Genomic DNA, 24,904 nt, shown 5'->3' on the forward strand with positions numbered 1-24,904 from the left:
GGAATGGGTCGTGACTTGTCCCCCGTTGAGCCGTGAGCGACTTTCCGGTATCGGGATCGAAGAGTCAGTCGCTTTCGGTTGATGGGAGACGGCTCCTGGCCGTTCAGAGTCCCTCACAGGGTCGAATGCGGCCGTCCGCAACATGTCCCGAGCGATCACTCCGGATCTGTCACCGAGCGACTGGTCTGACTCGTCAGGTCTTGCGAACACCCCCTGGGCGGTGTCGCATTGTGCGATAGATGGCCGGTGGCGAGGTCCACAAATTCCAGACGTTCGTGACGAAATCCTTTTGGAAACAACACGGGCCAAGTTACGCCATGAAAGAGTAGCCCAGCCCGGCCAGCGCACACGCCGCGATCACCGGTATGATGCCGACCTTGAAGCGCCACAGTGCGACCAAGGCTCCAATCGTGAGCACAAGAGAGAACCATTCGAAGGGGCCGGAGAAAGGCGCTTCCTTGGTCGCGCCGGGCCAGAGGACATGCCAGGCAAAGAACACCGCCAGATTGACGATGACGCCGACGACGGCCGCGGTGATGCCGGTCAAGGGCGCGGTGAACGTCAGATCATGCCGCGTCGCTTCGATTGCAGGGGCACCGATCAGGATGAAGAGGAACGACGGCAGGAAGGTGAAGAAGGTCGCCACGCTCGCCCCCGCGATCCCGGCGAGCAGCAGGGCATCGGGGCCGAAGATCTCCTTGGTCCAGGCACCCACGAAGCCGACGAAGGCGACCACCATGATGAGCGGCCCGGGAGTGGTCTCGCCGAGTGCCAACCCGTCGATCATCTGGGTCGCGGTCAGCCAGCCATGGGTCTCGACCCCGCCTTGATAGACGTAGGGCAGCACTGCGTAGGCACCGCCGAAGGCGACGAATGCCGCCTTGGTAAAGAACCAGCCCATCTGGGTCAGCGTTCCCTGCCAGCCGTAGCCGAGCCAGAGTAGACCCTCGATCAGGCACCAGAGCGTGAGTCCGATCAGGGCGTAGCCCAGGGTATTCCGCCACGAGAGCCGCCACGAGAAGCGAGCGCACGCCGGCAGCGGCGTGTCGTCGTCGATGATCGCCGGACCGTAAGCGGCGTCTCCGGACCTATGCCCGCCGCCGGTCTTGAATCGATCCGGCGCGATCCGCCCGCCCAGAAATCCGATCAGGCCCGCGCCGAGCACGATCGCCGGAAAAGGCACGTTCAGCGCGAAAATGGCGACGAAGGCCGCCGCGGCGATCGCCCAGAGAGCGCCGTTGCGCAGCACTCGGGATCCGATGCGCCAGGCCGCGAACACCACGATCGCCGTAACCGCCGGCTTGATCCCGTAGAGGATGCCGGCGACCACCGGAAGGTCTCCGTACGCCAAATAGACGAAGGTCAGCGCGATCAGGATCGCGAGCGACGGCAGCACGAAGAGCACGCCCGCCATGATGCCGCCGAGCGTGCCGTGCATCAGCCAGCCGATATAGGTCGCGAGCTGCTGCGCCTCGGGTCCGGGCAACATCATGGTGAAGTTCAGCGCATGCAGGAAACGATGCTCGCTGATCCAGCGTCGGCGCTCCACCAGCTCGGTATGCATCATCGAGATCTGTCCGGCCGGTCCGCCGAAGCTGACGAAGCCGAGCTTGAGCCAGTAGCGAAAGGCATCTCCGAGGGTCACGGGTCGCGGCGGCGAGGATGCAGGGGCTTGCGCGGGCGATCGACCGGGTGATGTTTTGGCGGTCTCGCGTGTCGTTGCCATGAAGGATCTCGGAGCGGGAATCCTCTCGGACCTGTTCGTGTCCTGGAGGGGCCTCGCTCAGGCCAGCGATGTGATGGGACAGTATGATCACCTGGTCCTTGGGCCTGCTGCTCATCACTCTATGCGTCGTAACCAACGCCCAAGCCACCGAAGATCAGTCGATGGGCCTGTTCGTCAATCTGTCGACGAGTCAGACTGCCACTGCCGGTCACGCGATGCACTTTGCATCGAACATGCTCGAGCGCGGGCACCCGGTCGTTTTCTTCCTGAATCATCAGGCGGTTGCCTGCGGCTTTCGTCTGCGGGGACTCCGCAGAAGATGCGCGCGGTCGGCTGGTTGTCCGAAGGGCGCGCAGGACTGGATCCCGGTTTACCCGATTTGATGTCGATCAAAGCCGATAACCGACAGCCCATCTAGGATGCAGGTCAATCAAGGGCCGCCGATGCCCGCACCGATCCGACCTGATCAAGAGCCCTCGATGTCCGCAACGCTCACGGCAGCGCCGCCCGTCCGTTACCCGCCGGGTGATTTGGCGATTTGGATCTTCATCCTGGCCGAGCTAGCGGTCTTCGCCATTTTTTTCGCCTCCTATGCCTTCGCGCGCATGGGCGACGTGGCGATGTTCAACGAATACCAAGCCACGCTCGACAAGGGTGCGGCGCTGATCAACACCCTGGCCCTGATCACCAGCAGCTATTTCGTAGTGCGCGCCATTGCCGCGATCCGCGAGGATCAACCCAAAACGAGCGTACGTTGGCTGCTCGCCGCGCTGGCCATGGGCGCCCTGTTTCTGGTCGTCAAATCGGCGGAGTACGCCCACCATTTCGGCGAAGGCGTGCGGCTGAGCAGCAACACCTTCTATATGTTTTATCTCTCCTTGACCTTCTTCCATTTCCTGCATGTCGTGCTCGGCATGGTCATCCCGGCGGCAGTGGCGCTGAAGACGCACCAAGGTGCTTACTCCGCGAGCGAGCATACCGGCATGGAGACCGGCGGTGTTTATTGGCATATGGTCGATCTGGTGTGGCTGATCCTTTTCCCCTTGGTCTATGTGATGCGATGAACACCATCATGAAAACCCAAATCGCGATACGTCCCTGCACACGGATCTATCTGCTGCTCGTCGTGCTGACGGTGGTGACCTTCGCCGTCGGCTATTTCGAGCTGCTCTCGGGAAACAGGGCCTTGTTTTTGTCGCTGCTCGTGCTCGGCTTCGCCTTGATCAAGGGTCAGCTCATCGGCGATTTCTTTATGGGTCTGAAGGGTGTACGCGGACCCTGGCGCTTCGTGATTCTCCTGTGGCTGTTGATCCCGGGAACCCTGATCACCATCGCCTTCACACTCGCCGGCTGAGCACAGATGACATCCAGACACGCCGCTCGTCCGATCTCGATTCCGAACACCGGCGCGATGGCCGGTCACGCGGCGCAGGCGTCCGCCGAGACCCAGCGCGAGACCCGGCGCGAGTCGATCTTTTATCAGCCGCAAGGCCGCGAGGTCGCGCTCTTCGAATACGCCTTCCAAAATCGCCTGCCGGTGATGATCAAGGGGCCGACGGGCTGCGGGAAGACCCGCTTCGTGCGCTATATGGCCGAGCGCTGGGAGCGCTCGCTCTACACCGTCGCCTGTCATGACGATCTGACCGCGGCGGACCTGGTGGGACGCCATCTGATCGGCGCCGAGGGGACCTTCTGGAGCGATGGTCCGCTCACGCGTGCGGTGCGCGAGGGCGCCATCTGCTATCTCGACGAGGTGGTGGAGGCGCGCAAGGACACCACGGTGGTGCTGCATCCCCTCACCGACGATCGACGTATCCTGCCGTTGGAGCGCACCGGCGAGACCCTGCAGGCGCCGCCCGGATTCATGCTGGTCGTCTCCTACAATCCCGGTTACCAGAACCTGCTCAAGGGGATGAAACCGAGCACGCGTCAGCGCTTCGTCGCTGTCACGCTCGGCTTTCCCGAGCCACGCCTGGAGGTCGCGATCCTGATCGGAGAGACCGGGATCGAGAGCGCATGGGCCGAGATGTTGGTGCGGATTGCCGGCTCGCTGCGCGCACTCAAGGACCACGACCTCGAGGAAGGCGTCTCGACGCGATTGCTCGTCTATGCGGCGACCCTGATCCAGGCCGGCATGGACCCACGCGACGCCTGTCTCGCCGCGCTGGTCGAGCCATTGACCGACGATGCCGAGACCATCGCGGCACTCGCGGAGGTGATCGATGCGACACTTGTTTAAACCGCGTCCAGAGCGAGATGCTCATTTTCGAGTGAGCTCGACGTTTCGTGCATCCACGGCCCTTAGCGGGGACGCGGTTTAAAATGATATATTTTTTAATATCCTAAACCGCGCCTGCTCCAACGGTAGTCAAGTCTGCCGAGGCCGATCCCATCCAAAAACATCGCATACCGCACTGTGCGCGGTTTAGGTCGAAGTCTTATGAAAAGTACCCGGCCTGTAGGTCAGCGGATCGCCATCGCCGCCGAGTCGCTGTATCTCGCCAACCTGCTCATCCTGCCCGGGATCGGCTTTCTGCTCCTGCTGGTGCTCGCGTTTTGGGGGCGGGAGGGTCGCGCACCGCTGGCGGCTGCACACCTGGATCAAACAGTCCGCGCGAGTCTCTGGGCCGGAGTGCTACTGATCATCGTGATCTCCGCGGTCATGGCGATCGCCGGTGCCGGAGCCATGTACGTCTGGACGCTGGTGATCCTCTATTTCATCGTCTGTCACACCACGCTGGTCCTGCTCGGTGTCTTCGGCCTGACCAAGGCGTTGGCTGGACACTGCTGGCGCTACCCCTTGGTCGGGCCGCCGCTTCCGGGCGGGTGTCCTCAGGCAAAACGCCATGTCTAGAACCCGGCTGCAACAACGGCGAGCCTGGTTTCAGGTCGGTTTCTTTGCGCTCTTCCTGCTGGCGCCGCCGCTCGATCTCTTTCGGATCGATCTGACGCTCGGTCACGCGATCCTGTTCGGGCAGCACTGGACGCTCGGGATCGAGGACTTTCTCGCCGGTCGCACCGGCATCGGCGATGCGACGCTCAACCTCTTCGTGCGCGGCTTTCTGCCGATCTTCGGCGGTGCCGCGCTCTTCTTGTTCATTGCCTGGCGTTACGGGCGTCTCTATTGCGGTTGGCTGTGTCCGCATTTCTCGGTTGTCGAGACGATCAACGCGCTGATGCGCCGGGCCTCCGGCAAACCCAGCATCTGGGAGCGCCGCACTTTGCCGCCGCCGCTGCGCGGTCCGATCCCGATGACGGTGACCGGCGCGCCGGATCCGAGCCCGAAGTCCCCGGCGTCGGCTCCGTATTGGAACCGCTGGTACTGGATCCCGACCCTACTCGCCGTGGTCGGCTTCGCCTTCCTCTGGGCGCTGGCCCTGCTCACCTATCTCCTGCCGCCCTTCGAGATCTACCACAACCTGCTGAACGGCACCCTGACCCGTAACCAGAGCATCTTCCTGACGGCGGCCACCATCGCGCTCACTGTCGAGTTCCTGCTCGCGCGCCATTTCTTCTGCCGCTATGTCTGCGCGGTCGGTCTGTTCCAGAGCCTCGCCTGGATGGCCAACGATCGGGCGATGGTGGTCGGCTTCGACACCCGCCGCGCAGCCGCCTGCGCCGATTGCGACAACGCCTGCGACCATGCCTGTCCGATGCGTCTGAAGCCGCGCACGATCAAACGCAAGATGTTCACCTGTACCGAGTGTGCCGAATGCATCTCGGCCTGCACACAGGTCCAGCACGGCGACCCGCAGCAGAGCCTGCTGCGCTGGGTAGACGGCGCGGAGGCGTTGTCGGTCGTCACCGGACGCCCGAGCACGCCGAATCAGGAATCCGGCCTGCCTTCCGAGTCACGACACAGGCCCGGCAGACAACAAGACAAGCCGAACCACGCGATGGGTCCGTCCTGGACCGCGCAGACAGGCGGCGCGACGGCTCGAAGCGCATGAACACCGTCGCATCCCGTGCGCCTTTGCGGCTTGACCACCTTTCCACGAGCCGCTGAACGCCGACATGGAAGAGCAAGTCGGAGCACTCTGGCATCGCGCCATCACCCGTCTGTCGGAGCGGCGGCATCCCTTTGCCGCGGTGACGCTCGAAGAGGTGGCCGTCCCGATCGGGATCTTCTTCCGTGCTCTGGGCGGCGACGGCGGACTGCAGGTCGAAGCGGCTGAGGCGAGCGCACACGGCGCCCGTCGTGGATTCCTGCAACGACTCGCCGGGCTCGACGAGAAGGTCGAGCTGGCCTGGCGCGACGAGCGCTCCTTGCGGCTTCCCGCCCGGATCGACCTCTTCGCGGAGCGCGCACTCAATCGCGATCTCTACATCTGGCTCGCCGCGCTCGCGGCCCAGCAGACAGGCCCGACCCGAGATTGGCTCGTCGAGAGTCAGGACCAGGCTCGCCGGACGCTCTCGCGATTTCCGGGCCTGCGCCCGCGCTACCGGCGGCTGCTCGACGCCCATCTCGACCTGCGCCCGGATCCGCGCGCCCTGCCGGCAGACGAGCGTGCGCGTGAAGAGGCCATTCGTCTTGCGCTGAAGGATCCCGGCAGTGTCACGCGGCTCCCGACAGCGCGCCGTCCGCCGTATCCGGTCGTGCTCTGGCTGCATCCCGATCCCGAGCTCCCGGCCGGTGCCTGCTCCGATCCCTCCGGCGGCGAGGCGCAGGATATCGATCGCGATGCCGCCGTCGAGTCGCTCGGCGAGCGCCGTCGGCGACGTGCCGAGCGGGTCGCCATGCCGGAGAAGGACCAGGGGCTGATCACGATCCGGATGGAGAACATCCTCACCTGGGGCGAGCACGTCCAGGTCGACCGCGGGACCGACGAGGAGGACGATCTGGAGCGCGCCCGCACCGCCGCGGCCGATCTCGATCGCATCTCGGTCGCGCGTGACCGTCAGGCATCCGGCGCGCGTTTGAAATTCGATCTGGATCTGCCGGCCGAGTCCGAGGACGATCTGGTCCTCTCGGAGGGGATCCTCTTGCCCGAGTGGGACTGGCGAAAGGGTACACTTTGCCCGAATCAGTGTCGCGTGGTCCCGCTCATCGCCGCGGACGCGACACCCTGCGCGCTGCCCGAGCACCTGCGCCGTACGGCCCATCGGCTGCGCCACCAGTTTCAGGCCCTCGCCCCGGCGCGGGTCTGGCAGCGCAGTCAGTCCGATGGACAAGAGATCGATCTGGACGCCTATCTGCGTTTCGCCACGGACCGCCAAGCCGGTGCCGGCACCCATGCCGACGGACTCTATCGCGACATGCGCAAGGGGGCGCGCGATCTGGTGTGCCTACTGCTTTCGGATCTGTCGCTCTCGACCGACACCTGGGTTGACGACCACGCACGCGTCATCGATGTCATCCGCGACAGTCTCTTTCTCTTCGCCGAGAGCCTGGCCGCGACCGGCGATCGCTTCGGCATGCTCGGCTTCTCCTCGCGTCGTCGCGACCCGGTGCGCATTCACAGTCTGAAGGACTTCGACGAGCCGCACGGCGCCGGCGTGCGCGGGCGCATCGCCGCCATCAAGCCCGGCTATTACACCCGCATGGGCGCAGCCATCCGCTACTCGACTCGCCTGCTCGCCGCGCAACCGGGCGGACGCCGTCTCCTGCTGATCCTCTCCGACGGCAAACCCAACGACCTCGACCGCTACGAAGGCCGCTACGGGATAGAAGACACCCGCCGCGCCGTCCAGGAAGCCCGCGCCCTCGGCCTGACCTGCTTCTGCGTCACCATCGACGAGCGTGGCAACGACTATCTCCCCCACCTCTTCGGCACCGGCGGCTATGTCGTCATCCGCCGGCCAACAGAGCTTCCGGCGCAGCTCCCGGTTCTTTACGCGCGGCTGACGGCTTAAACCGCGCCCGGCGCAGTATGCGACGTTTTTGGATAGGATCGGCCCCGGCAGACTTGATGGCTGTTGGAGCCGTGCGGTTTAAAGTATTAAAAAATATATTATTTTAAACCGCGCGCCCGCTAATCGTTGTGGATGCACCAAACGTCGAGCTCACCAACTCTCCGACGAGGTAAGACAGGATGCCGAGGCGCAACTCGCGGAGCCGGAGAAGCGTCTTCGGCGGTAGGTGCGTGGTTTGAGGCACACTTTGGCCGCTCCCGTGTCCGCCTTGGGCGGACACGGGAGATCGCGACGTGCCTCTAACCCGGATAGCAGGGCAAGGTGCAGGGGGCGTCCGGGGTGACACGCAGTCCGACGCTGCACTGTTCGGCCAATGCGGTCGGCTTCGGGGCCTCTTCGGAAGATTCCAGGACGGGAAAGCTGGATTCGACTCGGCGAAGAACGACGCCTTCCTGAAGCGTCGTGCCGACGACGAGATCAACGGGTCCGTTCGCCTCCTGCTGCGTCGAGCCGATGTCGAGAATGCCGCAACTCACGAATGCCGAGCCGGAGGCTGTCGAGATCGTCAGGTCGTAACGAGCGGCCCAGGACTCTTGCGTCAGATAGGTCGAGCCGAAGATGGCGCCCGCGGCGATTAGAGCGACACCTCCCTGTTTACTGCGCTTGTGCAGGAAGGCGTACGTCGCCGCGACAAGCAACAACCCGAGAAGGGCCGTGGCCCATGGACTCAAGGGCACCGGCTGTGCCGTTCCCCAAGCCACATTCCACCCGAAATCCTGCTGAGCAAACGCGGACGACACGGCACCTGCGGACAGGCTGATTGCAACGAGGATCTTTGCGGTTGTTCTCATTTCGACGTCTCCCCTGATTTGATTCGTGCGCGGCGCGACCCGGCCGATACCCCGTGTACCGCCGTATCGGCGCCGCACGCCGGAGTTTGACGCGGAGAGTCCGGCCATACAAGCGCAAAGCGGGGCAGCGGGGCAGCGGGGCAGCGGGGCAGCGGGGCAGCGGGGCAGCGGGGTACGTCGGACGCGTCGCCCGGCCGAACCGAAACGTGCGCTTCAGCCCGGAGGCAAAAGGCGCTGGGTCATCTCTGACTCGGGCGTCTCGGACAAGAGTGCCTCGATCCGCTCGGCGATCTCCACCGCCGGTGTCGAGTAACCGAACTTACGAATATAGCTTCCGTCGGGGCCGAGGAGATACATCCCCGCGCTGTGGTCGACGTGGTAGCGATCAGGCGGTGCTCCAGGCTCGGTGACCTTCTCGTAACGGGCGTTGAAGTTTTGGGCGGCGCGCGCGATGAGCGACGCCGAGCCGGTGAGGCCGATGATGCGCGGGTGAAAGTAGGCCGTATAGGTCGCCAGCACCTGCGGGGTATCGCGCTGCGGATCGACCGTGATGAAGATCGGCTGGACGCGATCCGCGCGATCGCCCAACTGCTTCAGTATTGCCGCGGCCTCGACCAGGGTGGTCGGGCAGATGTCCGGACAGTAGGTGTAGCCGAAGGCGATGAGCTGGAATTGGCCGGGGAAATCGGCGTTGGTGACGGCACGTCCATTGGCGTCCATCAGGAGATAGCGCCCGCTCGGCGGGGACTCGTCATCGGCGGGCGCTTCGGCGGCTTCGATCGATCCCGTGGCTATCCCGGCGGCCAGAAGTAGTGCTGCAACCAGCGGCGCGACGACGGGAATCGTCATGATCCGGTCTCGTCGTTCGGCAGGGACGTCTCGGCGCCGGGCGGTTGCGGCGCAGACGCTTCCGGGCTCGCTTGCTCCGGATTCGCGTGTTCGGGGAAAACCGCCTTCAGTGCTGCCGCCGATTTCGCCAATCGCGCCGCCAAATCGGCCTCGGTCGGGCAGGGCGTACCGTCCTTGGTCGCCGCGAGGAAGGCGGCGTTGGTCGCCGTCTCGAAGAGGGTTCCGTAGCGGCGGGTCTTGGGTGCATGACCGATCATCAATGCCTTTGCATTGCTGGACGTATCGAACTGCCGACAGGCGAGCGCCTGGCCGTTCAGCGTTCCCAACGTCCGGACCTCTGCAAAGCCGATCTCGGTCGAATCGGTCGACGGGGTCGGATCGGCGACAGCGAGCCCCGTGGACATCAGCACTAGACCGGTCAGGATCGGAAATCTCATGCGGGGCCTCCAAGGCTTCGGCGGGGTCGGTGTCTTCGCGGATGCGCTCGGGTTGCCGACGACCCCTTTTTTATCATCCGGATCAAAACCAAGCTCGCTTTTCAGCATAGCGTAAGGGGACTCCGATCCCTTGACGGAGATCAAGTGCGGCAGACCGGCGCGGGCTCATGGTCGTGAAGCGCCTGGATCCGCTCCAGTTCCTCTGCCCCCGGGGCAAGCTGTGCGGTCTCGAACAACTCCTTTTCCGTCGGCGTGCCGCCGTCGGCGGGCGATCGTTCCGCGATGACCGTATGCAGGGTCGACAGCGCCGCATCGAGCACGGGCGACTCGCTCTCCAACGGATAGACCACGTAGGCCGGCAGCAGAAACCGCGGGCTTTCGGGTGCCACGTGCAGGCAGCCCGCACGCACGTAGGGTGCGGCGACGCGCTCGGGGACGAAGCAGGTTCCCCCGTTGGTCAAGATCAACTGCAGACCGAGCCAGCCGATGTTGGCCATCTGGGCCGGCCGTTCCAGATTCGGGTAAACCTTGCTGTGCTGGGCATAGAAGGTCGGCCCCCAGTTCACGTAGACATAGCCGTCGTCGAGCTCCGTTCGCTGCGGATCGCTGGTCACCAGGACCAGTGTCTCGTCGAACAAGTGCTCCACCTGAAGGCCGGCGCTGTGCTGCGGCGTGTACATCAAGGCGAGGTCCAGCGTGCCTTCGACGATGCGCCGCATCAGATCGTCCTCGAAACCGATCTCGCTGCTGATCGAGACATCCGGTGCCTGCTCGCGCATCCGCCCGGCCCACAGCGGTAGGAAGCCGTCCCAAAGAGCGATACGCGCGCCGATCGTGATGCTGGCCCGAAAGCGGCTGGGTAGACCGACGTCGTGGCGGGCCTGCTCGAGCGTCAACACCAGCGTCTTCGCATGCCGAAGAAAGCGCCGACCCGCGGGCGTGAGTGTCGCGCCCGAGCGGTTGCGCACGAACAGCCGGGCGTTCAGGTAACGCTCGAGACCCTGAATGCGCGCGCTGACCGTGGATTGGGTGACGTGCACGCGGTTGGCGGCCTCCTGGAAACTCCCGTGCGCGGCGACCGCCAAGAAGGTTCTGACCTGGTCAATATCCATAAACCGCGTCCATCATGGCTGGGGCACGATGCGTCTTGGGTGAGCGTTGTCTCGATCCATCATCGTCGGAGCGAACGCGGTTTAGGTGATTGACCATGTCTTTGGTTGATGCTCCTTCGTGGATAAGGTTTGAGGTTCCCGCGTCCTCGAGGTTGCGGGTTCAGACGAAGCATACCGCCATGAAGCCGGTTCTCGAATCGAAAACATCGATATCTAACGCCGAAAGGATTCGTTTGTCTCGGGGTCCAGTAGAGGCTAATTTAATGATATGGATCAAGATCGATGGAGTTGGAGACGAGACCATGATTGACGTAAAGGTGTCCATGAAGGTCACGAATGAGCCGCTGAAACGCACGCCCGTGGTCCTCAAGCTGGATGCGGACGGCTCCGAGACGGCGCCCGTCTTCACCGACCGCGCGGGCGTGGCGCACTTCGACCTGCCGCCGACCAGCGGCAAGGTGCTGGTATCCGGGGTGGAGCGTTTCGACGGGCGCCTCGACGGCGAGATCCCGATCGAGCTGTGGTCGATCACCCAATCCGAGCGCAACTCGAAGGGTCTGCCGGGCGAGTTTCCCTCCGGCAGCAACGCCTACCCGGGCATGACCACCCGCAGCATCCAGGTCGGTGAGCGTACGATCCTCACCGACAGCGAAGGTTACCTCGTGGATCCGTCGGATTGGTCGGAGGAGTTTGCCCGCGCCCTGGCGGCGCATGACGGGCTCGCGCTGAATGCCGAGCACTGGGAGGTCATCCGCTTCCTGCGGGCGAGCTATGTCAAACGCGGCACCCAGGCGACGGTGCGCGATATGATCGCTCATTTCCGCAAGATCTGGGGCAGCGAGAAAGGGAGCAACCGCTATCTGCACCAGCTTTTCCCGCGCGGCGGCCCGCAAAAACAAGGCAATCGATTGGCTGGTCTACTTCGCACGAAGGGCGAGCACTGAGCGGCCGTCGGGAACGGGTCAAAACGACCGAAACAAGTCGCCGGGGCGTGCTTGCGAACCCCGGCTGGGCGCCGACGACGGGGTTTCCGAGGTTGGCGCTCGGTGAGCGGTCTGCGCAGTCGGATCGGGACGATTCAGGATTGCGGTTCGACTCTCGAGGGTGCCGGCCGGAGCAGGACAGCGCCCCGTCGATAGGTGCGAGCGACGCCGATCAACAATACGAGCAACAGGATCGAGGAGAGCGCGAGCGCGATGCCTGCCGGGCGGGCCAGCACCGGAACCCACAGGCTGCCCGCGAGCAGCATCAGCGCGGCGAGATGCAGGCCAAACTGGATCCGTGCCCACCGTATCGACAGCAGGCTGCCCATATGCGGTATGCGCAGGTCGAACCGTCCGCTCGAGAGTTGGCGATGCTGGAGGTGAAACCAGGTCAGGAACGGCAAGATCTTAAAGAGCATGCCGGCCGGCAGTCCGACCCCGAGTCCCACCAACAGGAGCACGCCGACGAGGGTCGGCGGCGCCGCGAAGACCCACGCGAGCGCTGCGCAGCAGAGGCTCAGCATGGCCGCCCACCAGTGCAGCAATGTCGGATCCATCCGGGGTCGCTCGCGACGGCTGATCGAGCTCAGGGTGACAAGCGCAAAGCCGACGAACCCCAGCGCGACTCCGCCGATGACGGCCCGCCCGACGAGCTCATCCCCCATGATCCAAGCCGTGCTTGCTGCACCGATCCCAACCAGGACGGCCGGCGCGAACCAACGCCGCATGGGCGCCGGATAGGCCGGGGTGACATAGAACATCGGCAGCACCTGGATGGCCACGCCGACCACCAGCAGCCCGACCCAGCCCATCAACCCCCAGGCGACATGTGAATCGACCCAGGGGGTGTGATGCGCAACCCGGAGCCACCCTTGCAGGACGGCGACCAGCAGCAACCCCAAGGCGACCGTGACCGCCAAGGCCAAGGCGGCCGTGCGCAGCGCCAGCAAGGTTCCCGGGGCACCGCGCGCCCGCATCAGTGCGATGGCGACCGGGACGACGAAGACCAGGAATCCCAGCGCAGAGGCCCCGGCGCCGATCCAGATCAGGGTCGGACCGCCTCCCCCCAGCCCCCAAGCTAGTCCGGCGGCGCCGACGGTGAGCAGGAGATGCGTGGCCGTGCCGACCAATCGCACCCCGGGGACCGGTGCGCCCGCGACGACGGGCAACATCTGAAGCAGCGCACCGCACATGATCGATCCGAGATAGCCGATCGCGATCAGGTGGGTCGCGGCGAGAGCGCCGGGCATCCAGCGCGAGACCAAGAGGGTCGGTCCCTCCCAAGCCAAGAGCAGCCCGGCGGCGATCGCAAACAGCGGCGCGGTCAGAAAGAAGCGTGCGGGGATGTCGATCGGCGGGGCCTGATCGAGTGAGAGTCCGCCGGTATCCATTATTTTTTTGAGCCGCGTTTGGAGTGCGTGTGGTCGCTTTCTCGTTTGGGTTTAGCGTCGAGGACTCTGGCAGCGCTCGGCGCGACGCGGTTCAAAAAAATGAATAATTTACTCTTTTTAAACCGCGCAGCTCCGACGCCGGTCGGCAGGGACGAACCCAGAATCCGAGCACTGAACATCGCATGGCCCAACGCGCGCGGTTTAAAAACGGCTCACGCCCTGTTGCCGGATTCGACTGATCGGACGTTGTTGCTTCGGCACGGGTGAGATGAGGATGCGATAGCGATCGTCCTCGGAGCTGATCTCCCAGCGGTAACCCATCCGTCGCAGCATGTCGTAGAGCGGATAGGGCTCGCGACGATGAAGTACGCACAGGCGATCGCCGGGCGGCAGGTCGGCGAGTGCATCGAGGATCCGCTCCATCGGCTCCGGAGCGGGAAGAGCGCTGACATCGAGTGTTCTGTCCATCGTCTAGCCCGCCTGCAGCCGGTTCAGGATGTCCGGTGTCTGGTCGCCCAGACTCTCCTCGGCCATCGGATAGAGGATGCCCTCTTCCTTCGCGTTGTGCTGCTGGGTCACCAGATGGAGCGTCTCGAGGATGCCGAGACAGGCGTCGGCATCCTGGGCGTGGACCGCCTCATCGAGCTGCTCCACCAGGGCACGCATCTGTCCGTGTTCCATCGTCATCATACCGGTCGGTCCGCTTGCCCAGGGCATGACGGCGACCAACTCCGGAAAGAGGATCTGCTCCTCCATGTCGAAATGGCCGATCAGGGCCTTCGAGAAATCGGTTGTTTGCGCGGCGAGTCGATTCCAATCGCCGCCCGAGACGGCCCGCTCGCACGCGGCAAGCAGATGATCACAGCGCTGGTGGTCGTCGGTCATGTAGGTCGCGATCGAGTCGGTCACTGTCAATCCTCCGTTTGAATGCCCCGGCATTCTCCCTGCATCGAGAGGATCGTCCTTGACCTAGGTCAGATCCCGTCGCATGCGCTCGCGCGCAGAAGACCCGCAATTCCGAGTCGCCCGGGCGGATTTGACCTGTGTCAAGGACGACAAATCACCCGACTGTCAACCTTCATTGACACTCACCATAGGCCGGGGGCTTCACGCATGCGCATTCTCTTCATCCACCCAAACTACCACTCGGGCGGCGCCGAGATCGCCGGCAATTGGCCGCCGGCCTGGGTGGCCTATCTCACCGGTGCGCTCAAGACCGCCGGTTACACGCAGGTGCGCTTCGTCGATGCCATGACCAACGACCTGTCCGAGGAGCAGGTGCGCGAGGCCGTTGCCTCCTATGCCCCGGACATCGTCGGCTGCACGGCCATCACCCCCTCCATCTACAAGGCCCAGCGTCTGCTCGAGATCGTCAAGGAGGTTGATCCGAAAATCGTGACCGTCCTCGGCGGCGTGCATGCCACCTTCATGTATCAGCAGGTGCTCGGCGAGGCGCCCTGGATCGACGCCATCGTGCGTGGCGAGGGCGAGGAGATCATCGTCGATCTGGTCCGCACCATCGCCGAAGGCCGCTGGCCGGAGGAGCGCGGCAAGGTCAAGGGCATCGCCTACGCCGTCGACGGCAAGATCATCGCCACCCCGGCCGCGCCGACCGTGAAGGACCTGGATGCCATCACCCCGGATTGGAGTGTGCTTGAATGGGATAAGTACAACTACATCCCGCTCAACAAGCGCGTCGCCATCCCGAACATGGCGCGCGGTTGTCCCTACACCTGCTCCTTCTGCTCACAGTGGAAGTTCTGGCGTGACTACCGCATCCGCGATCCGAAGAAGGTGGTCGACGAGATCGAGACCCTGATGCGCGACCACGACGTCGGCTTCTTCATCCTCGCCGACGAGGAGCCGACCATCAATCGCAAGAAGTTCATCGCCTTCTGCGAGGAGCTGATCGCGCGCAATCTCGGGATCCTCTGGGGCATCAATACCCGCGTCACCGACATCCTGCGCGACGAGGACGTGCTGCCGCTCTATCGCAAGGCCGGCCTGATCCATGTCTCGCTCGGCACCGAGGCCGCGGCGCAATTGAAGCTCGACCGCTTCAACAAGGAGACCACGGTCGCCGACAACAAGCGGGCGATCGGCCTGCTGCGCGATGCCGGCATCCTCACCGAGGCACAGTTCATCGTCGGGCTCGAGAACGAGACCGCCGAGACGCTCGAAGAGACCTACCAGATGGCGCGCGACTGGAAGCCGGACCTCGCCAACTGGGCCATGTACACCCCCTGGCCGTTCACGGATCTCTTCCGCGAGCTGGGCGACAAGGTCGAGATCTTCGACTACGAGAAGTACAACTTCGTCACGCCCATCATCAAGCCGGCCGCCATGGATCGCGCCGAGCTGCTCGACCGCGTCATGCACAACTATCGCCGCTTCTACATGCACAAGGCGCTCTTTTCCTACCCCTGGGCGGGCAGCGGCGAGCGGCGGCGTTATCTGCTCGGCTGTCTGAAGGCGTTCCTCAAGGCCGGCTTCGAGCGCAAGTTCTACGATCTGGGCAAGGTCAACTACTGGGGCCCGCAGTCCAAGAAAAAGGTCGACTTCCACTTCGACCCCAAGCGCACTCGCGTCGCCGAGGGCGGCACAGACTGGAAGGCCAAGCACAGCCGCAAGATCAAGGGCGACGTCCAGGCGCAGATCATGGCCTGCGGCGGCGGCAAGGATCAGCTCGATCAGGCCGAGATCGATGCACTGACGGTCGCGCCGCCGACGCTGCCGAACGCAACCGGCAAGGCGTCGGTCAGGGCGATGAACGAGTAGGGCCCGGAGGCCCGGAGCGTCGGAATCACGGATCTCGTCGTCGGGATCGTCTCCGCAGTCAACCGCTTTACGCGGCAGATGGCCGCCATGGGCTCGCGTCGCACATGGCCCGGCCGATCCGGCCGAGAGACACCGTTCCGGCATCCTGCCGGAACGCTCTCGCACCGTTGCCTTGCTCGCTTCAGGCGTCGATGGCCTCGCCTTCGTCCGCTCCGCAGATCACCCAGCCTTGCCCCGGCAAGCGCCGCTGGATGCCGCCGTCCCGATCCTCCATCCGGAAGAGATGCAGCCAGCCGTTGTCCAGAAGCTGACGCACCAAGTCGTTGCGGGCGATGATCTCGTCGATCGGCGTTTGGGGTGCCTGCAGGAAGACGCTGAGACGCAGCGGTTCGTGGATCCAGCGTCGGCCGTCGTGCAATGACTGCATGGGCAGCCCGACGCGCAGGTCTCCGGCGTTGCCTTCGAGCACGCCGATGGCACCTCCGACTACGTTGTGCAGGACCTTGTTGCCGCTGCCGAAGCGCCGGTTGTCGACCGTGGAGCCGTAGTATTGAAGGTTGATCCAGGTCGCGACCACCATCGGTGCGGTCATGATCAGCTCCAGGGTTTTGAAGCCGGCATCGGCGCGCCAGTCATAGTCGTGCAGGAAGGTCCGACCGCCGAGATCAAGGCCGTGTGTGCGTGTGCGCGGTGCGGCGATGAAGGCGGCGTTGCCGGCCAGGCCCCACTCGGGGCGAACCTGCGACCAATCTCGGCTGCGCTGGCGGATGCTGGCCTCGAGGCTTTGCCGGCGGCGGCCGCCGAGCCCCAGCAAGGTGGCCCGTTGCAGGCGCGTCAGCTCGCCGGCCTGCTTGAGCCAGCTCCTCAGCTCGGCCAACTCCTCGGCGTAACCCGCGGGAAGCACATCGGTGTCGAACAGGTGAACGTCGTCGACCGTGGTGTCGTGTAGACCGGGCAGGAACCAGGTGTCCGCGGGGACATCCAGACCACGCTCGAGCAAACCCCGGCGCACCGCCGGGTCGTTCAAGATCGCGGCGACGACACGGGCGCTGGCCTCGCCCGTTTGACCCGCGCAGGCGCCGCAGTCGAGCCCGGCGGCGTGCGGGTTGTTCACCGAGGTGCTGCCGTGACCGACCAGCAGCACCAAGCGGGCGAAGCCGTCGGTGAGCGACATGGCGCGGAGAATCCCTTCGGCGAGCGCGACACGATCCGCCTGCGGGATGCCCGCGGTCGTGCCGTCGAGTAGACCTTTCGCGCCGCACGCGCCGGCGTGGTGATGGGCGTGTGCATGCGACGGTGCGTCCAGCGTCGGGCCGACCCGAGACGCCTCGGTCGCATCCAGGCGCAGATCGTCGGGGGCCGGGACGGGCCGGCTCCAGCCCAGGGTGTCGCCGATCAGTTTAGGCGCGTAGAGCCAGATGCCCGCCGATTCGACGAACGAGAAGCATGAGGAGGCGCCCATCTTGAATGCCTTCCAGGACTTGCTGATCCCGAACCGGCGGCGCTGGGTGGCCAGGGCACGATCGGCCTCCTCGGGATCGGCGCCGTGGATCTCGGAGCAGACCCGGTAGGACGGCGTGAGCAGGACAGGCACATGCGTTCGCGCGGTGACGGCGCCGAGCGGGACATGCTCGATCGGCACGCCGAAGAAGCCGGCAAAACCGAGCGTGCGCGCCTGTGGGCAGACGGTCTCGAAGGCGCGGCGCACCACCTCGGAGCGCACGTCGATGCAGAAGGCGGCCTGGACCGCGGGGCGGAACGCCGTGTCGCCGTTCGCCGCCGTACGCAACTGCCCGATCAGACCACGCTGATAGGCCAGCTCCGCCGCGCTCAGGAGCACCTGGTCGATCTCGCGATCGCCTGCGTCCTCGGAGGCGGTCGCGGCGGCGGTCGCGGGGCCCCCTTTCGACGTCCCGAGTTTGCCCAGATCCGCGCAGACCCGGCGCCAGCGCTGGCGTAGCTCCGGGCTGGTCTTGTGCTCGTAGACCAGCACGTCCCAGGCGAGGCGGATCGCGAGCAGCTCCTCGATGGTGTCGTCGCTGCCGCCGGCGAGCTCCGCCTGCCAACGCAGCAAACGGGTCCAGGCGGCCCAGCCGCCGATGTCCATCAGGGCCGCGTGCATATAGTCGAGCGCGGCGGCGGAGGGGATGCCCAGACGGTTCAGCGCCGAGCGAATGCAGTCGCGCGGCGCGTCCGGCAGCGCCTTCACCCGAGCCCGCATGCCGCCTTGCCCCATCATGGTGGCGCTGAAATCGAGCGCCGCGAAGCGCCGCCAGGAGGCGTACAGCGACAGACCCTGCCAGGGTTGCTTCCAGGTGGCCTGACCCATGTCGAAGAAGGCCGCGCAGTGATGGCTGATGCGGTCGACGACGAAGCTCGACCAGTCGTCGGCGTCCATCTCGTCGAGCACCGCGGTCAGCAGCGGAACGCGTCCGGCCGGTCGGGGCTCGACATCGACGGCGCGTTGGAGCGCGGCGGGGTCGAGCCCGCTTCCGCATAGCTCGGCGGCCCCGCGCAGATCATCCGCCGTGATCCGGCCGTCGGCGATCTGCTCTCGATAATAGGCCCGCGGCATGTACATCTGGGCGCCCGCCACCCGCCGCATGATGGCGGCAGCCTCTTGGAACGGCGCATCGCGCAGTCCGTGGAAGGGGTTGACCGCCACGAAGCGATCCAGCGGCCAGAGTGGTGCGATGCGCTCGCAGGCTGCCGCGATCTGTTTGGCGAGGACAGCGTCCCCGGCCGCGCTGGACCACTTGGCCGCGGGTGCTCGATCGGTCGTCGGGGTGATCGCAGTGGCCGGCGTCTCTCGGAGCGTGTCGAGATCCTTCAGGTTCATGGCTTCGTCCCCCTTATGAAACGGCGGGCGCCGGGCGCAGCGGCCACAGACGCGTGATCAAGCGGGTCACCAACACATCGACGTAGAGTCCGTTGTAGAGATGCACCTGGATGGCTTGACGCAGCGGCGGCGCCACGCGCATGAACAGATGCTGCAACAGGATCAGTCCGATAAACACGGCGACGATGGCGATGCTCAGGATGAGGTCGAAGGTGCCGCCGGACGGCGCCACCGCGCGCATGCTGTCCGCGACGGCGTGCTCGAAAGCCGCGTGCAGACCGAAATACCCGAAGCAGACCAGCGCGCCGATTGCGCTCGCCCGCAGGAGCAGAGCGGCGTTGTCTTCCAACTGCAAGGCTTGGAGCAGCAGTTGCGCGACCGCCACCGAGATGATGGCGCCGGTGACGATCAGTGCCGGTTGGTGAACCGGATCCACCCCGAACGCAAATCCTGCGACGATGGCCATCAGGATCGCGCCTTGGAAGGCCACCAACCAATGCCAGGGCTGCGGGCCCCCGTCCCGGAACTTCGGGGTCGCCGCGCGGAAACCGTCCACGCTGCTGCCCGAGGCAAGAAAGGCGTGCGCCTTGTACAGCGAATGGGCGACTAGGTGCAGCAGCGCCAGGCTGTAGAGTCCGAGACCCGCCTCCAGCAACATGAACCCCATCTGAGCCGAGGTCGACCAGGCCAGCGACACCTTGATGCTGGTCTGCGTCATCATCACCAGCGACGCGACGGTGAGCGTCACCAGGCCGACCACGGCCAGGGCATCCATCGCCGAACCGGACAAGGACATGATCGGAGCCATTCGAATCACCAGAAAGGCACCGGCGTTGACGATACCCGCGTGCAGCAAGGCCGAGACCGGTGTCGGTGCCTCCATCACCTGCAGGAGCCAGCCGTGGAAAGGGAACTGCGCGCACTTGAGCGCCGCGCTCAGCACGATCAACCACGCCGCGGCCTGGAGCGTTGCCGGTAGCGGACCCTCGAAGCCCTCCATGGCCATATAGACGCCGGCAAAGTCCAGCGTGTGCAGGGTTGCGCCGATCAAAAGAACCCCGATCAGCAGGCTTGCGTCACCGATTCGGCTGAACACGAACTTCTTGTGCGCGGCCATCACGGCAGCGGGGCGCTCCGGATAGAACAGCAGGAGTCGGTGCAGGCTCAGGCTCGTCGCAATCCAGGCGAGTACGAACATGAGCAGGTTGCCCGAGACGATGAGCGTCAGGATGGAGGCCAGGGTCAGCAGCAACCACTTGTGGAAGTGCCCCTCGGCGGGGTCGCCGCTCATGTAGTTTCGCGCATAGGTCGAGACCAGCGCGCCGACGAAGGAGACCAGCGTGAGCATGATCACGGTGACGGCGTTCACATAGACGCTCACGGCGAAGGCGCCGATGTCGAACGGCAGGTCGATCGACAGCAGGGTCAGGGACTGGGTCGGCCCGAAGCCGTGCCCCGACAGCACCGCCAAGGCCAGCGCGAAGGCCGTCCAAGCCAGGACGTTCGCGAGACGCGCCATCCGCGGCCCCGAGCGGTTCCCGATCCGGCTCGGTATCGCCCCGGCCGACCATAAGACAACCGGCGCGGCAACCGCCGCGGCAGTGACAAGCGTGAGTGCTGACGACATCGATGCCTCCCGGGCCTGAGCCCTGTGATTGGGTTCAACGAGATCCTGGGGGCGAACGGATGCCGGTAAAAATCTATCTTTTCGATTCAACTCATCGACAATGCTCTAAGTGTGGTGGGTGACGTCTTGCGCGAGTAGGCGAAGGGACGGGACGTCTCGGGGGCCTGCGAACGTGTGCCGACCTCGACGTCCGCACCGCTTCATCCGAGCGGAGGCGGCCTTCATCGACGCCGACAAGAGCAACTACAACCGGTACTTCGATCGCTGCCTGACGCTGGTGCGCCCCGGTGGCCTCATCCTGTTCGACAACACGCTCCGGGACGGCCGCGTGGCCGATCCCGATGTCCGGGACGCGGATGCCCGGGCGATCCGCGCGCTCAACGACCGACTGGTGAGGGACCCGCGCGTGACCCTGAGTCTGGTGCCGATCGACGACGGACTGACCTTTGCGCGCAAGCGCTGATCTGCGCGCGAGGGACCACCCGACTGCCCGATGCGGTCACTGCAGGCCGGGTCCCCTTCGATCCGCGCCATGCGCGTCTCGCCCCGCAGTCACACCTCGTTCGCGCACGACGACGGACCGACCGCGCCGAATCCTTCGCGGAACGCGACAGTACCCCGCGGCAGCGTCCCGTCGAAGGACACGGCGAAGAAGACCTCCGGCGGGACGCCCTCGAGGACGAGCTGCGGGCAGTTCTCGAACCCGAACCTTCGGTAGTACTCCGGGTGCCCCACCAGGCAGCAGCCGCGCGCCTGCATGCGCCTGAGCCGCGACAAGCCTTCGCGCACCAGGGCTTGACCGATCCCTCGGCGCTGCACCTGCGGCAAGACCGACACCGGGCCGAGTCCGTACCAATCCCGTGTGCCGTCGGACAGGGTGACGGGCGAGAACGCGATGTGGCCGACGACACGGCCATCGACCACCGCGACGAGCGAGAGGGCGAGGGCCTCGGCGGCACGGAGCGCGTCGATGATGACGTGTTCGGTCTGGTTGCTGATCTCCAGGTCGCGAAACGCCGCGATCGTCACCGCGGCGATCGCGGCGATATCGTCGCTGGTCTCGTTTCTGATCTCGATGTCCGACGTCATGATCGCGTTCTCCGCTGCGCAGAAACCACCGGACGTCGTCCTACGCCAGCGCCCGCGATCCCGCTTACGCGTTCGGTGGCGTCGCTTTGGTGGACCTGGTCGGCGGGTGGAATGCCTAAGTCTCGCAGTATCCGGTCAGGGTCTCGGGTTGTCGATTCGGGATGGCATCCTTTGCGGCTTACGCTCTTCTGCACTCCCTTGAATGGGTAGATTGCCGGGGCGCGGACCGCCCGGTGATCGACACTGGTCATGATGGTCAAGCAGACCGGGGCGGTGTCGGGTAGATCCTGTTTGTTGCTGACCAATCCTCCGCGTTGCGTGACTGAATTGGACGCATTGCGGCCCGACGCATTCAGCCCCGTTTGCGACTCTGCACGGCCAGAACGGGTTACGAGATCGAACCGAACGTTCGTCATGCCGCACAAACACAAAAAGCCCTCGCCGATCGGTACCGCATGATGGCCTACTTCGAACTTTTCCAAGGCGGCGTCGAGGGCCAAGCGTCCGTCGGCTCGACGGCTGCGCACGTGGGCATTCATTACAACACCGTTTTCTGCATCCTCGCGCTTAGCCAACGCTCGCGTGTGACCGAGTTCAGCCAGGCATTAAAACGCATCGCCGTTCGGCTCAAGAATGCGGCTGATCTTGTGCTAGAGCGCCCCCTGGAGCAGCGCCAGTATCATTGCCCGAATCTCTTTTCTATCCGTTGTATTAAACCACTCCCGCGCCCTTCCTACCTTTCCGTATCTCCGCGAGACTCTCGCGAGAATCCTATCCTCCACGGACTTGAGGCTCTCTTTGTTTACCTCGGCGATAGGCCAGAACTCTACTTCGCCGTCGAAGGTACCGACATACGACCGTTTACGTGCCTCAAAGCAATCACGCGCGATTCCTATTTTTGTGTGCTGGTCGTTGACTTTCGTTTTGTATCCGGCATAAATCGGCTTAAGTTCTGCTGACGTTGGGAACGCCAAATATACCCCCGGTCTCCCCCATCGGCAATCTGCGCTAAACTCTCGTTTTTTTTCCTTATTCGAGGCAAATATCGGCTTGCGTTCGTGTCTGGTTTCTAGGTCTACTGTATGGCTTTCGCCTCTACTCTCTGTCCTCGCGCCTAGCGCAGCTAACACAGATACTATTCTCTCAGATCTCCACTCCGGGTTGCCTTTTGAATCCGAGGATGTTCTTGCAATAATGTGTTCAACCTCCCGCAAGGCACCCGTGGCGCTGATGTAGTTCTCTTTTACATAAAGACTACCAGCACCCGTTTCTCCGACCATGCGCACATAACCGGAGGTCCTAGCGGCCACGTGATAGCCGGCGCGCTCTAGCGCCAAAGCAATAGTCTTCTTCGTCGTTGCCATATTGCGCCCCTCAAACATTATGTTCATCTAAAGCGTTACCCCAATCGGCGATATACTTCATGCCCATATCCAACTTTCGATATCGCTTCAGCAATGGATGCTCTTCGATAAACAAGGCTGTTCGCTCAAGCTCTGAAATCACCTCGGGTACGGCCCTGCTGTCAGAGACCCATAGAATCTCCTCCAGCCTCTCCAGAATTGTCTTCCCTCCCAGTAGCGTCTGCCTCACAAAGCTCTCGGAGATCACGGCTTCGGCCTCCGCTACAACGAGCTCACCGTTCGCACCGGCACCGCCATAGTTTCCTACAATCACCGGAATCAGGTTGGTGACCCTCCCACCTTCGGACTGCCAGGACGGATACAGGCACAGCCATACAGCATGCTCACACACGACTTCCCCCTGATTCCGCCCCCAATCAGGCTGAAGACCGACCTCTTTAAAATACGCCATCATATGCTGCTGATTTATCGAAATATACTCTTCCTCTGGAAGATCGTTGATCATGAGTCGCTCATTGTCCCATGAAATCCGTTGCACTGACGGATCGCCAACAAATCCCGCCAGGCGTTCACGATTGGATTGCTGAATGGTGTTTGCATGTTTGTGCTGGCTGAGCGTCGCCCCAAACAATCCTTTCACATCCCCATTCTGGATATCTTTCTCGGATATGGCCCAGTCAGAATCAAAGTTGGCATAAACACCCAAGAGCAAATGCGGTATGTAGCGTACAAAGTGATGTAGCGACGTATCCTCGACCATCAGGTCTTCATTCCAAACCCCGATATCGTCTTCGCTAATTCGCCAGTAATTAAATTGAAACGGATCTTTCTCTCCATTCTCCGCGCGAAAACACGTTCCATTGGGCCAGCACGCAAACGGTTCCTCTTGGGAAAGCATGCGCTTTCTTGCGGACAATTTTGAGAAACGCTCTGAGAGCTCGAACTTAGTGTCGATTTTGTCTGTAATCTCGTAGAGCGTGTGGATGATCTGTTGCAGGCCATCTTGATTTAGGCTGTTAACAGGATGGATGGATGTTCCGGTAGCGACGCGATGGGCGAGTATGTCTGGATCCATTTTCGTGACCTCGGCAATACCTAAGATAACGGGCTGATATTTTCGAATGTCCGCGCGCAATCTGTCTGCGCGAACGATTCCTTCATCAGAAGGAATCACTAAGCGATAGAGTTCTTGCGGCGTTATTCCTGCATCCTTGCAAGTTTTTGTTTTGGATAGAGCTTTTCGGTCCACCTTTAGTCTTTCCATTTGAAGCCCAATATTACGGGCTAATCTCTCTCGATCTCTTACCGTAACTTTGTTAACGTTCCGCGCTTGCGCCGGGCTCTTCCTCTTGCCAATTTCGAGTATGTGTCGGCCATAGCGTTTTAGCCTTTCCCTTTCCTCCCGCTTTTCGTCGCGTTCATCTTGAGAAGAAGAAAGTGCTTCGCTCTTATTGCTCTCGCTCATGCAGCATTCCTCTTTAGGTCATTCCAATAGGCTTTAAGGTTACGTCGACCGCCCTTATCTCGGCCGGTGGCTTGACGTCGCCAAGTTTTATTGGAACGAAAGATGGTTACAAGTTTGCCTGTCTGTTCAATGACAACTGCACCGAGAAGCCGCTCAGCACGGGGACGTCCGATGGATGATTCAAGCATCTCGGGCAGATCCTCACGGGTGACCAGATAGCCGTCCGCGACCGGCGTTCCATACAGGCAGACCAGTGCAATATCACTGTTCGTGAAACCTCGTTGGCGGCTTCGCTCCTCACAGTGCCTTGTCAGGCCTGTCAAGGAACTGTCATAAATTTCGTTTCCCACCATCTCCTTAGCCTCTTCTGGCCTGACCACAGCTAAGATGCTAGCAGGGTATTTACTAGAAAAAATAACTATCTACTGCATCTCCAGGTATCTTTTTCGGAACGTTTCCGGGAAGGATCTGGGAAAAAACAGGGAATATTTTGAGAAGTTCTTTGGATTGGCGAAAGGGACTAGTCTTGGCGTTGCCCAT

Annotated in this window: 22 protein-coding genes and 1 pseudogene; 10 read left to right on the forward strand and 13 right to left on the reverse strand. The window is 63.4% G+C overall.

Annotated features, from left to right (window positions below; genetic code table 11):
- Positions 1-310: 310 nt before the first annotated feature.
- Positions 311-1,726, reverse strand: coding sequence for a chromate efflux transporter (gene chrA / locus THIMADRAFT_RS04000; protein ID WP_007191685.1), 1,416 nt, complete (start codon positions 1,724-1,726; stop codon positions 311-313).
- 83 nt (positions 1,727-1,809) lie between these two features.
- Between chrA and THIMADRAFT_RS04005 the strand changes: the two genes are divergently transcribed.
- The 7 genes from THIMADRAFT_RS04005 to THIMADRAFT_RS04035 all read left to right on the forward strand — a co-directional run bounded on the left by THIMADRAFT_RS04005 (position 1,810) and on the right by THIMADRAFT_RS04035 (position 7,579).
- Positions 1,810-2,109 carry a hypothetical protein gene (locus THIMADRAFT_RS04005; RefSeq protein ID WP_007191686.1) on the forward strand — a complete coding sequence of 100 codons (300 nt, stop codon included), beginning with the start codon at positions 1,810-1,812 and terminating at the stop codon, positions 2,107-2,109.
- Between the two features lie 96 nt (positions 2,110-2,205).
- Positions 2,206-2,790, forward strand: coding sequence for a cytochrome c oxidase subunit 3 family protein (locus THIMADRAFT_RS04010; RefSeq protein WP_007191687.1), 585 nt, complete (start codon positions 2,206-2,208; stop codon positions 2,788-2,790).
- An 8-nt stretch (positions 2,791-2,798) separates the two neighbouring features.
- Positions 2,799-3,080 (forward strand): cytochrome C oxidase subunit IV family protein, encoded by a 282-nt coding sequence (locus THIMADRAFT_RS04015; protein WP_040729750.1) that lies wholly within the window; start codon positions 2,799-2,801, stop codon positions 3,078-3,080.
- Between the two features lie 6 nt (positions 3,081-3,086).
- Positions 3,087-3,965, forward strand: coding sequence for a CbbQ/NirQ/NorQ/GpvN family protein (locus tag THIMADRAFT_RS04020; protein WP_007191689.1), 879 nt, complete (start codon positions 3,087-3,089; stop codon positions 3,963-3,965).
- Between the two features lie 201 nt (positions 3,966-4,166).
- The gene (locus THIMADRAFT_RS04025; RefSeq protein WP_007191690.1) at positions 4,167-4,580 is read left to right on the forward strand and encodes a hypothetical protein; all 414 of its coding nucleotides are present in this window, start codon (positions 4,167-4,169) and stop codon (positions 4,578-4,580) included.
- Entirely contained in the window at positions 4,573-5,676 is a 1,104-nt protein-coding gene (locus THIMADRAFT_RS04030) for a 4Fe-4S binding protein (RefSeq protein WP_007191691.1), read from the forward strand. The genes THIMADRAFT_RS04025 and THIMADRAFT_RS04030 overlap by 8 nt, the downstream gene beginning before the upstream one ends.
- Positions 5,677-5,740: 64 nt before the next feature.
- The gene (locus tag THIMADRAFT_RS04035; RefSeq protein ID WP_007191692.1) at positions 5,741-7,579 is read left to right on the forward strand and encodes a nitric oxide reductase activation protein NorD; all 1,839 of its coding nucleotides are present in this window, start codon (positions 5,741-5,743) and stop codon (positions 7,577-7,579) included.
- Positions 7,580-7,878: 299 nt separating this feature from the next.
- On the opposite strand, the gene THIMADRAFT_RS04040 is transcribed toward THIMADRAFT_RS04035, so the two are convergent.
- The 4 genes from THIMADRAFT_RS04040 to THIMADRAFT_RS04055 form a co-directional block, all read right to left on the reverse strand.
- Positions 7,879-8,430 (reverse strand): hypothetical protein, encoded by a 552-nt coding sequence (locus THIMADRAFT_RS04040; RefSeq protein ID WP_007191693.1) that lies wholly within the window; start codon positions 8,428-8,430, stop codon positions 7,879-7,881.
- Between the two features lie 213 nt (positions 8,431-8,643).
- On the reverse strand, positions 8,644-9,279 hold the full coding sequence (locus THIMADRAFT_RS04045; RefSeq protein WP_007191694.1) for an SCO family protein: 636 nt from the start codon (positions 9,277-9,279) through the stop codon (positions 8,644-8,646).
- The gene (locus THIMADRAFT_RS04050; protein WP_007191695.1) at positions 9,276-9,716 is read right to left on the reverse strand and encodes a hypothetical protein; all 441 of its coding nucleotides are present in this window, start codon (positions 9,714-9,716) and stop codon (positions 9,276-9,278) included. Before THIMADRAFT_RS04050 ends, THIMADRAFT_RS04045 begins: the two co-directional genes overlap by 4 nt.
- A 140-nt stretch (positions 9,717-9,856) precedes the next feature.
- Positions 9,857-10,828 carry a LysR family transcriptional regulator gene (locus tag THIMADRAFT_RS04055; RefSeq protein ID WP_007191696.1) on the reverse strand — a complete coding sequence of 324 codons (972 nt, stop codon included), beginning with the start codon at positions 10,826-10,828 and terminating at the stop codon, positions 9,857-9,859.
- A gap of 302 nt (positions 10,829-11,130) precedes the next feature.
- Between THIMADRAFT_RS04055 and THIMADRAFT_RS04060 the strand changes: the two genes are divergently transcribed.
- Positions 11,131-11,772 (forward strand): TusE/DsrC/DsvC family sulfur relay protein, encoded by a 642-nt coding sequence (locus THIMADRAFT_RS04060; protein WP_040729566.1) that lies wholly within the window; start codon positions 11,131-11,133, stop codon positions 11,770-11,772.
- A 134-nt stretch (positions 11,773-11,906) separates the two neighbouring features.
- Here the strand turns inward: THIMADRAFT_RS04060 and THIMADRAFT_RS04065 are convergent, their stop codons facing one another.
- The 3 genes from THIMADRAFT_RS04065 to THIMADRAFT_RS04075 form a co-directional block, all read right to left on the reverse strand.
- The gene (locus THIMADRAFT_RS04065; RefSeq protein WP_007191698.1) at positions 11,907-13,202 is read right to left on the reverse strand and encodes a hypothetical protein; all 1,296 of its coding nucleotides are present in this window, start codon (positions 13,200-13,202) and stop codon (positions 11,907-11,909) included.
- 201 nt (positions 13,203-13,403) lie between these two features.
- On the reverse strand, positions 13,404-13,670 hold the full coding sequence (locus THIMADRAFT_RS04070) for a DUF2249 domain-containing protein (protein ID WP_007191699.1): 267 nt from the start codon (positions 13,668-13,670) through the stop codon (positions 13,404-13,406).
- 3 nt (positions 13,671-13,673) lie between these two features.
- Complete coding sequence (locus THIMADRAFT_RS04075; RefSeq protein WP_007191700.1) at positions 13,674-14,111, reverse strand: hemerythrin domain-containing protein; 438 nt, start codon at positions 14,109-14,111, stop codon at positions 13,674-13,676.
- Positions 14,112-14,315: 204 nt separating this feature from the next.
- Between THIMADRAFT_RS04075 and bchE the strand changes: the two genes are divergently transcribed.
- Complete coding sequence (gene bchE, locus THIMADRAFT_RS04080; protein ID WP_007191701.1) at positions 14,316-15,980, forward strand: magnesium-protoporphyrin IX monomethyl ester anaerobic oxidative cyclase; 1,665 nt, start codon at positions 14,316-14,318, stop codon at positions 15,978-15,980.
- A gap of 181 nt (positions 15,981-16,161) precedes the next feature.
- Here the strand turns inward: bchE and THIMADRAFT_RS04085 are convergent, their stop codons facing one another.
- Both THIMADRAFT_RS04085 and THIMADRAFT_RS04090 read right to left on the reverse strand, forming a co-directional pair.
- Positions 16,162-18,819 (reverse strand): YbcC family protein, encoded by a 2,658-nt coding sequence (locus THIMADRAFT_RS04085; RefSeq protein ID WP_007191703.1) that lies wholly within the window; start codon positions 18,817-18,819, stop codon positions 16,162-16,164.
- Positions 18,820-18,832: 13 nt separating this feature from the next.
- The gene (locus tag THIMADRAFT_RS04090; RefSeq protein WP_007191704.1) at positions 18,833-20,446 is read right to left on the reverse strand and encodes an NADH-quinone oxidoreductase subunit L; all 1,614 of its coding nucleotides are present in this window, start codon (positions 20,444-20,446) and stop codon (positions 18,833-18,835) included.
- Positions 20,447-20,651: 205 nt separating this feature from the next.
- On the opposite strand from THIMADRAFT_RS04090, the pseudogene THIMADRAFT_RS04095 reads away from it, so the two are divergent.
- A pseudogene (locus THIMADRAFT_RS04095) lies at positions 20,652-20,909 on the forward strand (O-methyltransferase); the annotation flags it as partial.
- An 89-nt stretch (positions 20,910-20,998) separates the two neighbouring features.
- Here THIMADRAFT_RS04095 and THIMADRAFT_RS04100 read toward each other — a convergent pair.
- The 3 genes from THIMADRAFT_RS04100 to THIMADRAFT_RS04110 all read right to left on the reverse strand — a co-directional run bounded on the left by THIMADRAFT_RS04100 (position 20,999) and on the right by THIMADRAFT_RS04110 (position 24,364).
- Entirely contained in the window at positions 20,999-21,535 is a 537-nt protein-coding gene (locus THIMADRAFT_RS04100; protein WP_007191706.1) for a GNAT family N-acetyltransferase, read from the reverse strand.
- A 650-nt stretch (positions 21,536-22,185) separates the two neighbouring features.
- A complete protein-coding gene (locus tag THIMADRAFT_RS26430; protein WP_139052681.1) occupies positions 22,186-22,926 on the reverse strand; it encodes a GIY-YIG nuclease family protein in 741 nt (246 codons plus the stop codon).
- Positions 22,910-24,364 (reverse strand): hypothetical protein, encoded by a 1,455-nt coding sequence (locus THIMADRAFT_RS04110; RefSeq protein WP_139052682.1) that lies wholly within the window; start codon positions 24,362-24,364, stop codon positions 22,910-22,912. Before THIMADRAFT_RS04110 ends, THIMADRAFT_RS26430 begins: the two co-directional genes overlap by 17 nt.
- Between the last annotated feature and the right edge of the window lie 540 nt (positions 24,365-24,904).

Source organism: Thiocapsa marina 5811 (genome assembly GCF_000223985.1).
Lineage (GTDB): Bacteria > Pseudomonadota > Gammaproteobacteria > Chromatiales > Chromatiaceae > Thiocapsa > Thiocapsa marina.

Excerpts from the sequence above, each read along its gene's own strand:
- chrA (WP_007191685.1), bottom strand. The coding sequence starts at position 1,726 with ATGGCAACGACACGCGAGACCGCCAAAACATCACCCGGTCGATCGCCC.
- THIMADRAFT_RS04005 (WP_007191686.1), top strand. The coding sequence starts at position 1,810 with ATGATCACCTGGTCCTTGGGCCTGCTGCTCATCACTCTATGCGTCGTA.
- THIMADRAFT_RS04010 (WP_007191687.1), top strand. The coding sequence starts at position 2,206 with ATGTCCGCAACGCTCACGGCAGCGCCGCCCGTCCGTTACCCGCCGGGT.
- THIMADRAFT_RS04015 (WP_040729750.1), top strand. The coding sequence starts at position 2,799 with ATGAAAACCCAAATCGCGATACGTCCCTGCACACGGATCTATCTGCTG.
- THIMADRAFT_RS04020 (WP_007191689.1), top strand. The coding sequence starts at position 3,087 with ATGACATCCAGACACGCCGCTCGTCCGATCTCGATTCCGAACACCGGC.
- THIMADRAFT_RS04025 (WP_007191690.1), top strand. The coding sequence starts at position 4,167 with ATGAAAAGTACCCGGCCTGTAGGTCAGCGGATCGCCATCGCCGCCGAG.
- THIMADRAFT_RS04030 (WP_007191691.1), top strand. The coding sequence starts at position 4,573 with ATGTCTAGAACCCGGCTGCAACAACGGCGAGCCTGGTTTCAGGTCGGT.
- THIMADRAFT_RS04035 (WP_007191692.1), top strand. The coding sequence starts at position 5,741 with ATGGAAGAGCAAGTCGGAGCACTCTGGCATCGCGCCATCACCCGTCTG.
- THIMADRAFT_RS04040 (WP_007191693.1), bottom strand. The coding sequence starts at position 8,430 with ATGAGAACAACCGCAAAGATCCTCGTTGCAATCAGCCTGTCCGCAGGT.
- THIMADRAFT_RS04045 (WP_007191694.1), bottom strand. The coding sequence starts at position 9,279 with ATGACGATTCCCGTCGTCGCGCCGCTGGTTGCAGCACTACTTCTGGCC.
- THIMADRAFT_RS04050 (WP_007191695.1), bottom strand. The coding sequence starts at position 9,716 with ATGAGATTTCCGATCCTGACCGGTCTAGTGCTGATGTCCACGGGGCTC.
- THIMADRAFT_RS04055 (WP_007191696.1), bottom strand. The coding sequence starts at position 10,828 with ATGGATATTGACCAGGTCAGAACCTTCTTGGCGGTCGCCGCGCACGGG.
- THIMADRAFT_RS04060 (WP_040729566.1), top strand. The coding sequence starts at position 11,131 with ATGATTGACGTAAAGGTGTCCATGAAGGTCACGAATGAGCCGCTGAAA.
- THIMADRAFT_RS04065 (WP_007191698.1), bottom strand. The coding sequence starts at position 13,202 with ATGGATACCGGCGGACTCTCACTCGATCAGGCCCCGCCGATCGACATC.
- THIMADRAFT_RS04070 (WP_007191699.1), bottom strand. The coding sequence starts at position 13,670 with ATGGACAGAACACTCGATGTCAGCGCTCTTCCCGCTCCGGAGCCGATG.
- bchE (WP_007191701.1), top strand. The coding sequence starts at position 14,316 with ATGCGCATTCTCTTCATCCACCCAAACTACCACTCGGGCGGCGCCGAG.
- THIMADRAFT_RS04085 (WP_007191703.1), bottom strand. The coding sequence starts at position 18,819 with ATGAACCTGAAGGATCTCGACACGCTCCGAGAGACGCCGGCCACTGCG.
- THIMADRAFT_RS04090 (WP_007191704.1), bottom strand. The coding sequence starts at position 20,446 with ATGTCGTCAGCACTCACGCTTGTCACTGCCGCGGCGGTTGCCGCGCCG.
- THIMADRAFT_RS04100 (WP_007191706.1), bottom strand. The coding sequence starts at position 21,535 with ATGACGTCGGACATCGAGATCAGAAACGAGACCAGCGACGATATCGCC.
- THIMADRAFT_RS26430 (WP_139052681.1), bottom strand. The coding sequence starts at position 22,926 with ATGAACATAATGTTTGAGGGGCGCAATATGGCAACGACGAAGAAGACT.
- THIMADRAFT_RS04110 (WP_139052682.1), bottom strand. The coding sequence starts at position 24,364 with ATGAGCGAGAGCAATAAGAGCGAAGCACTTTCTTCTTCTCAAGATGAA.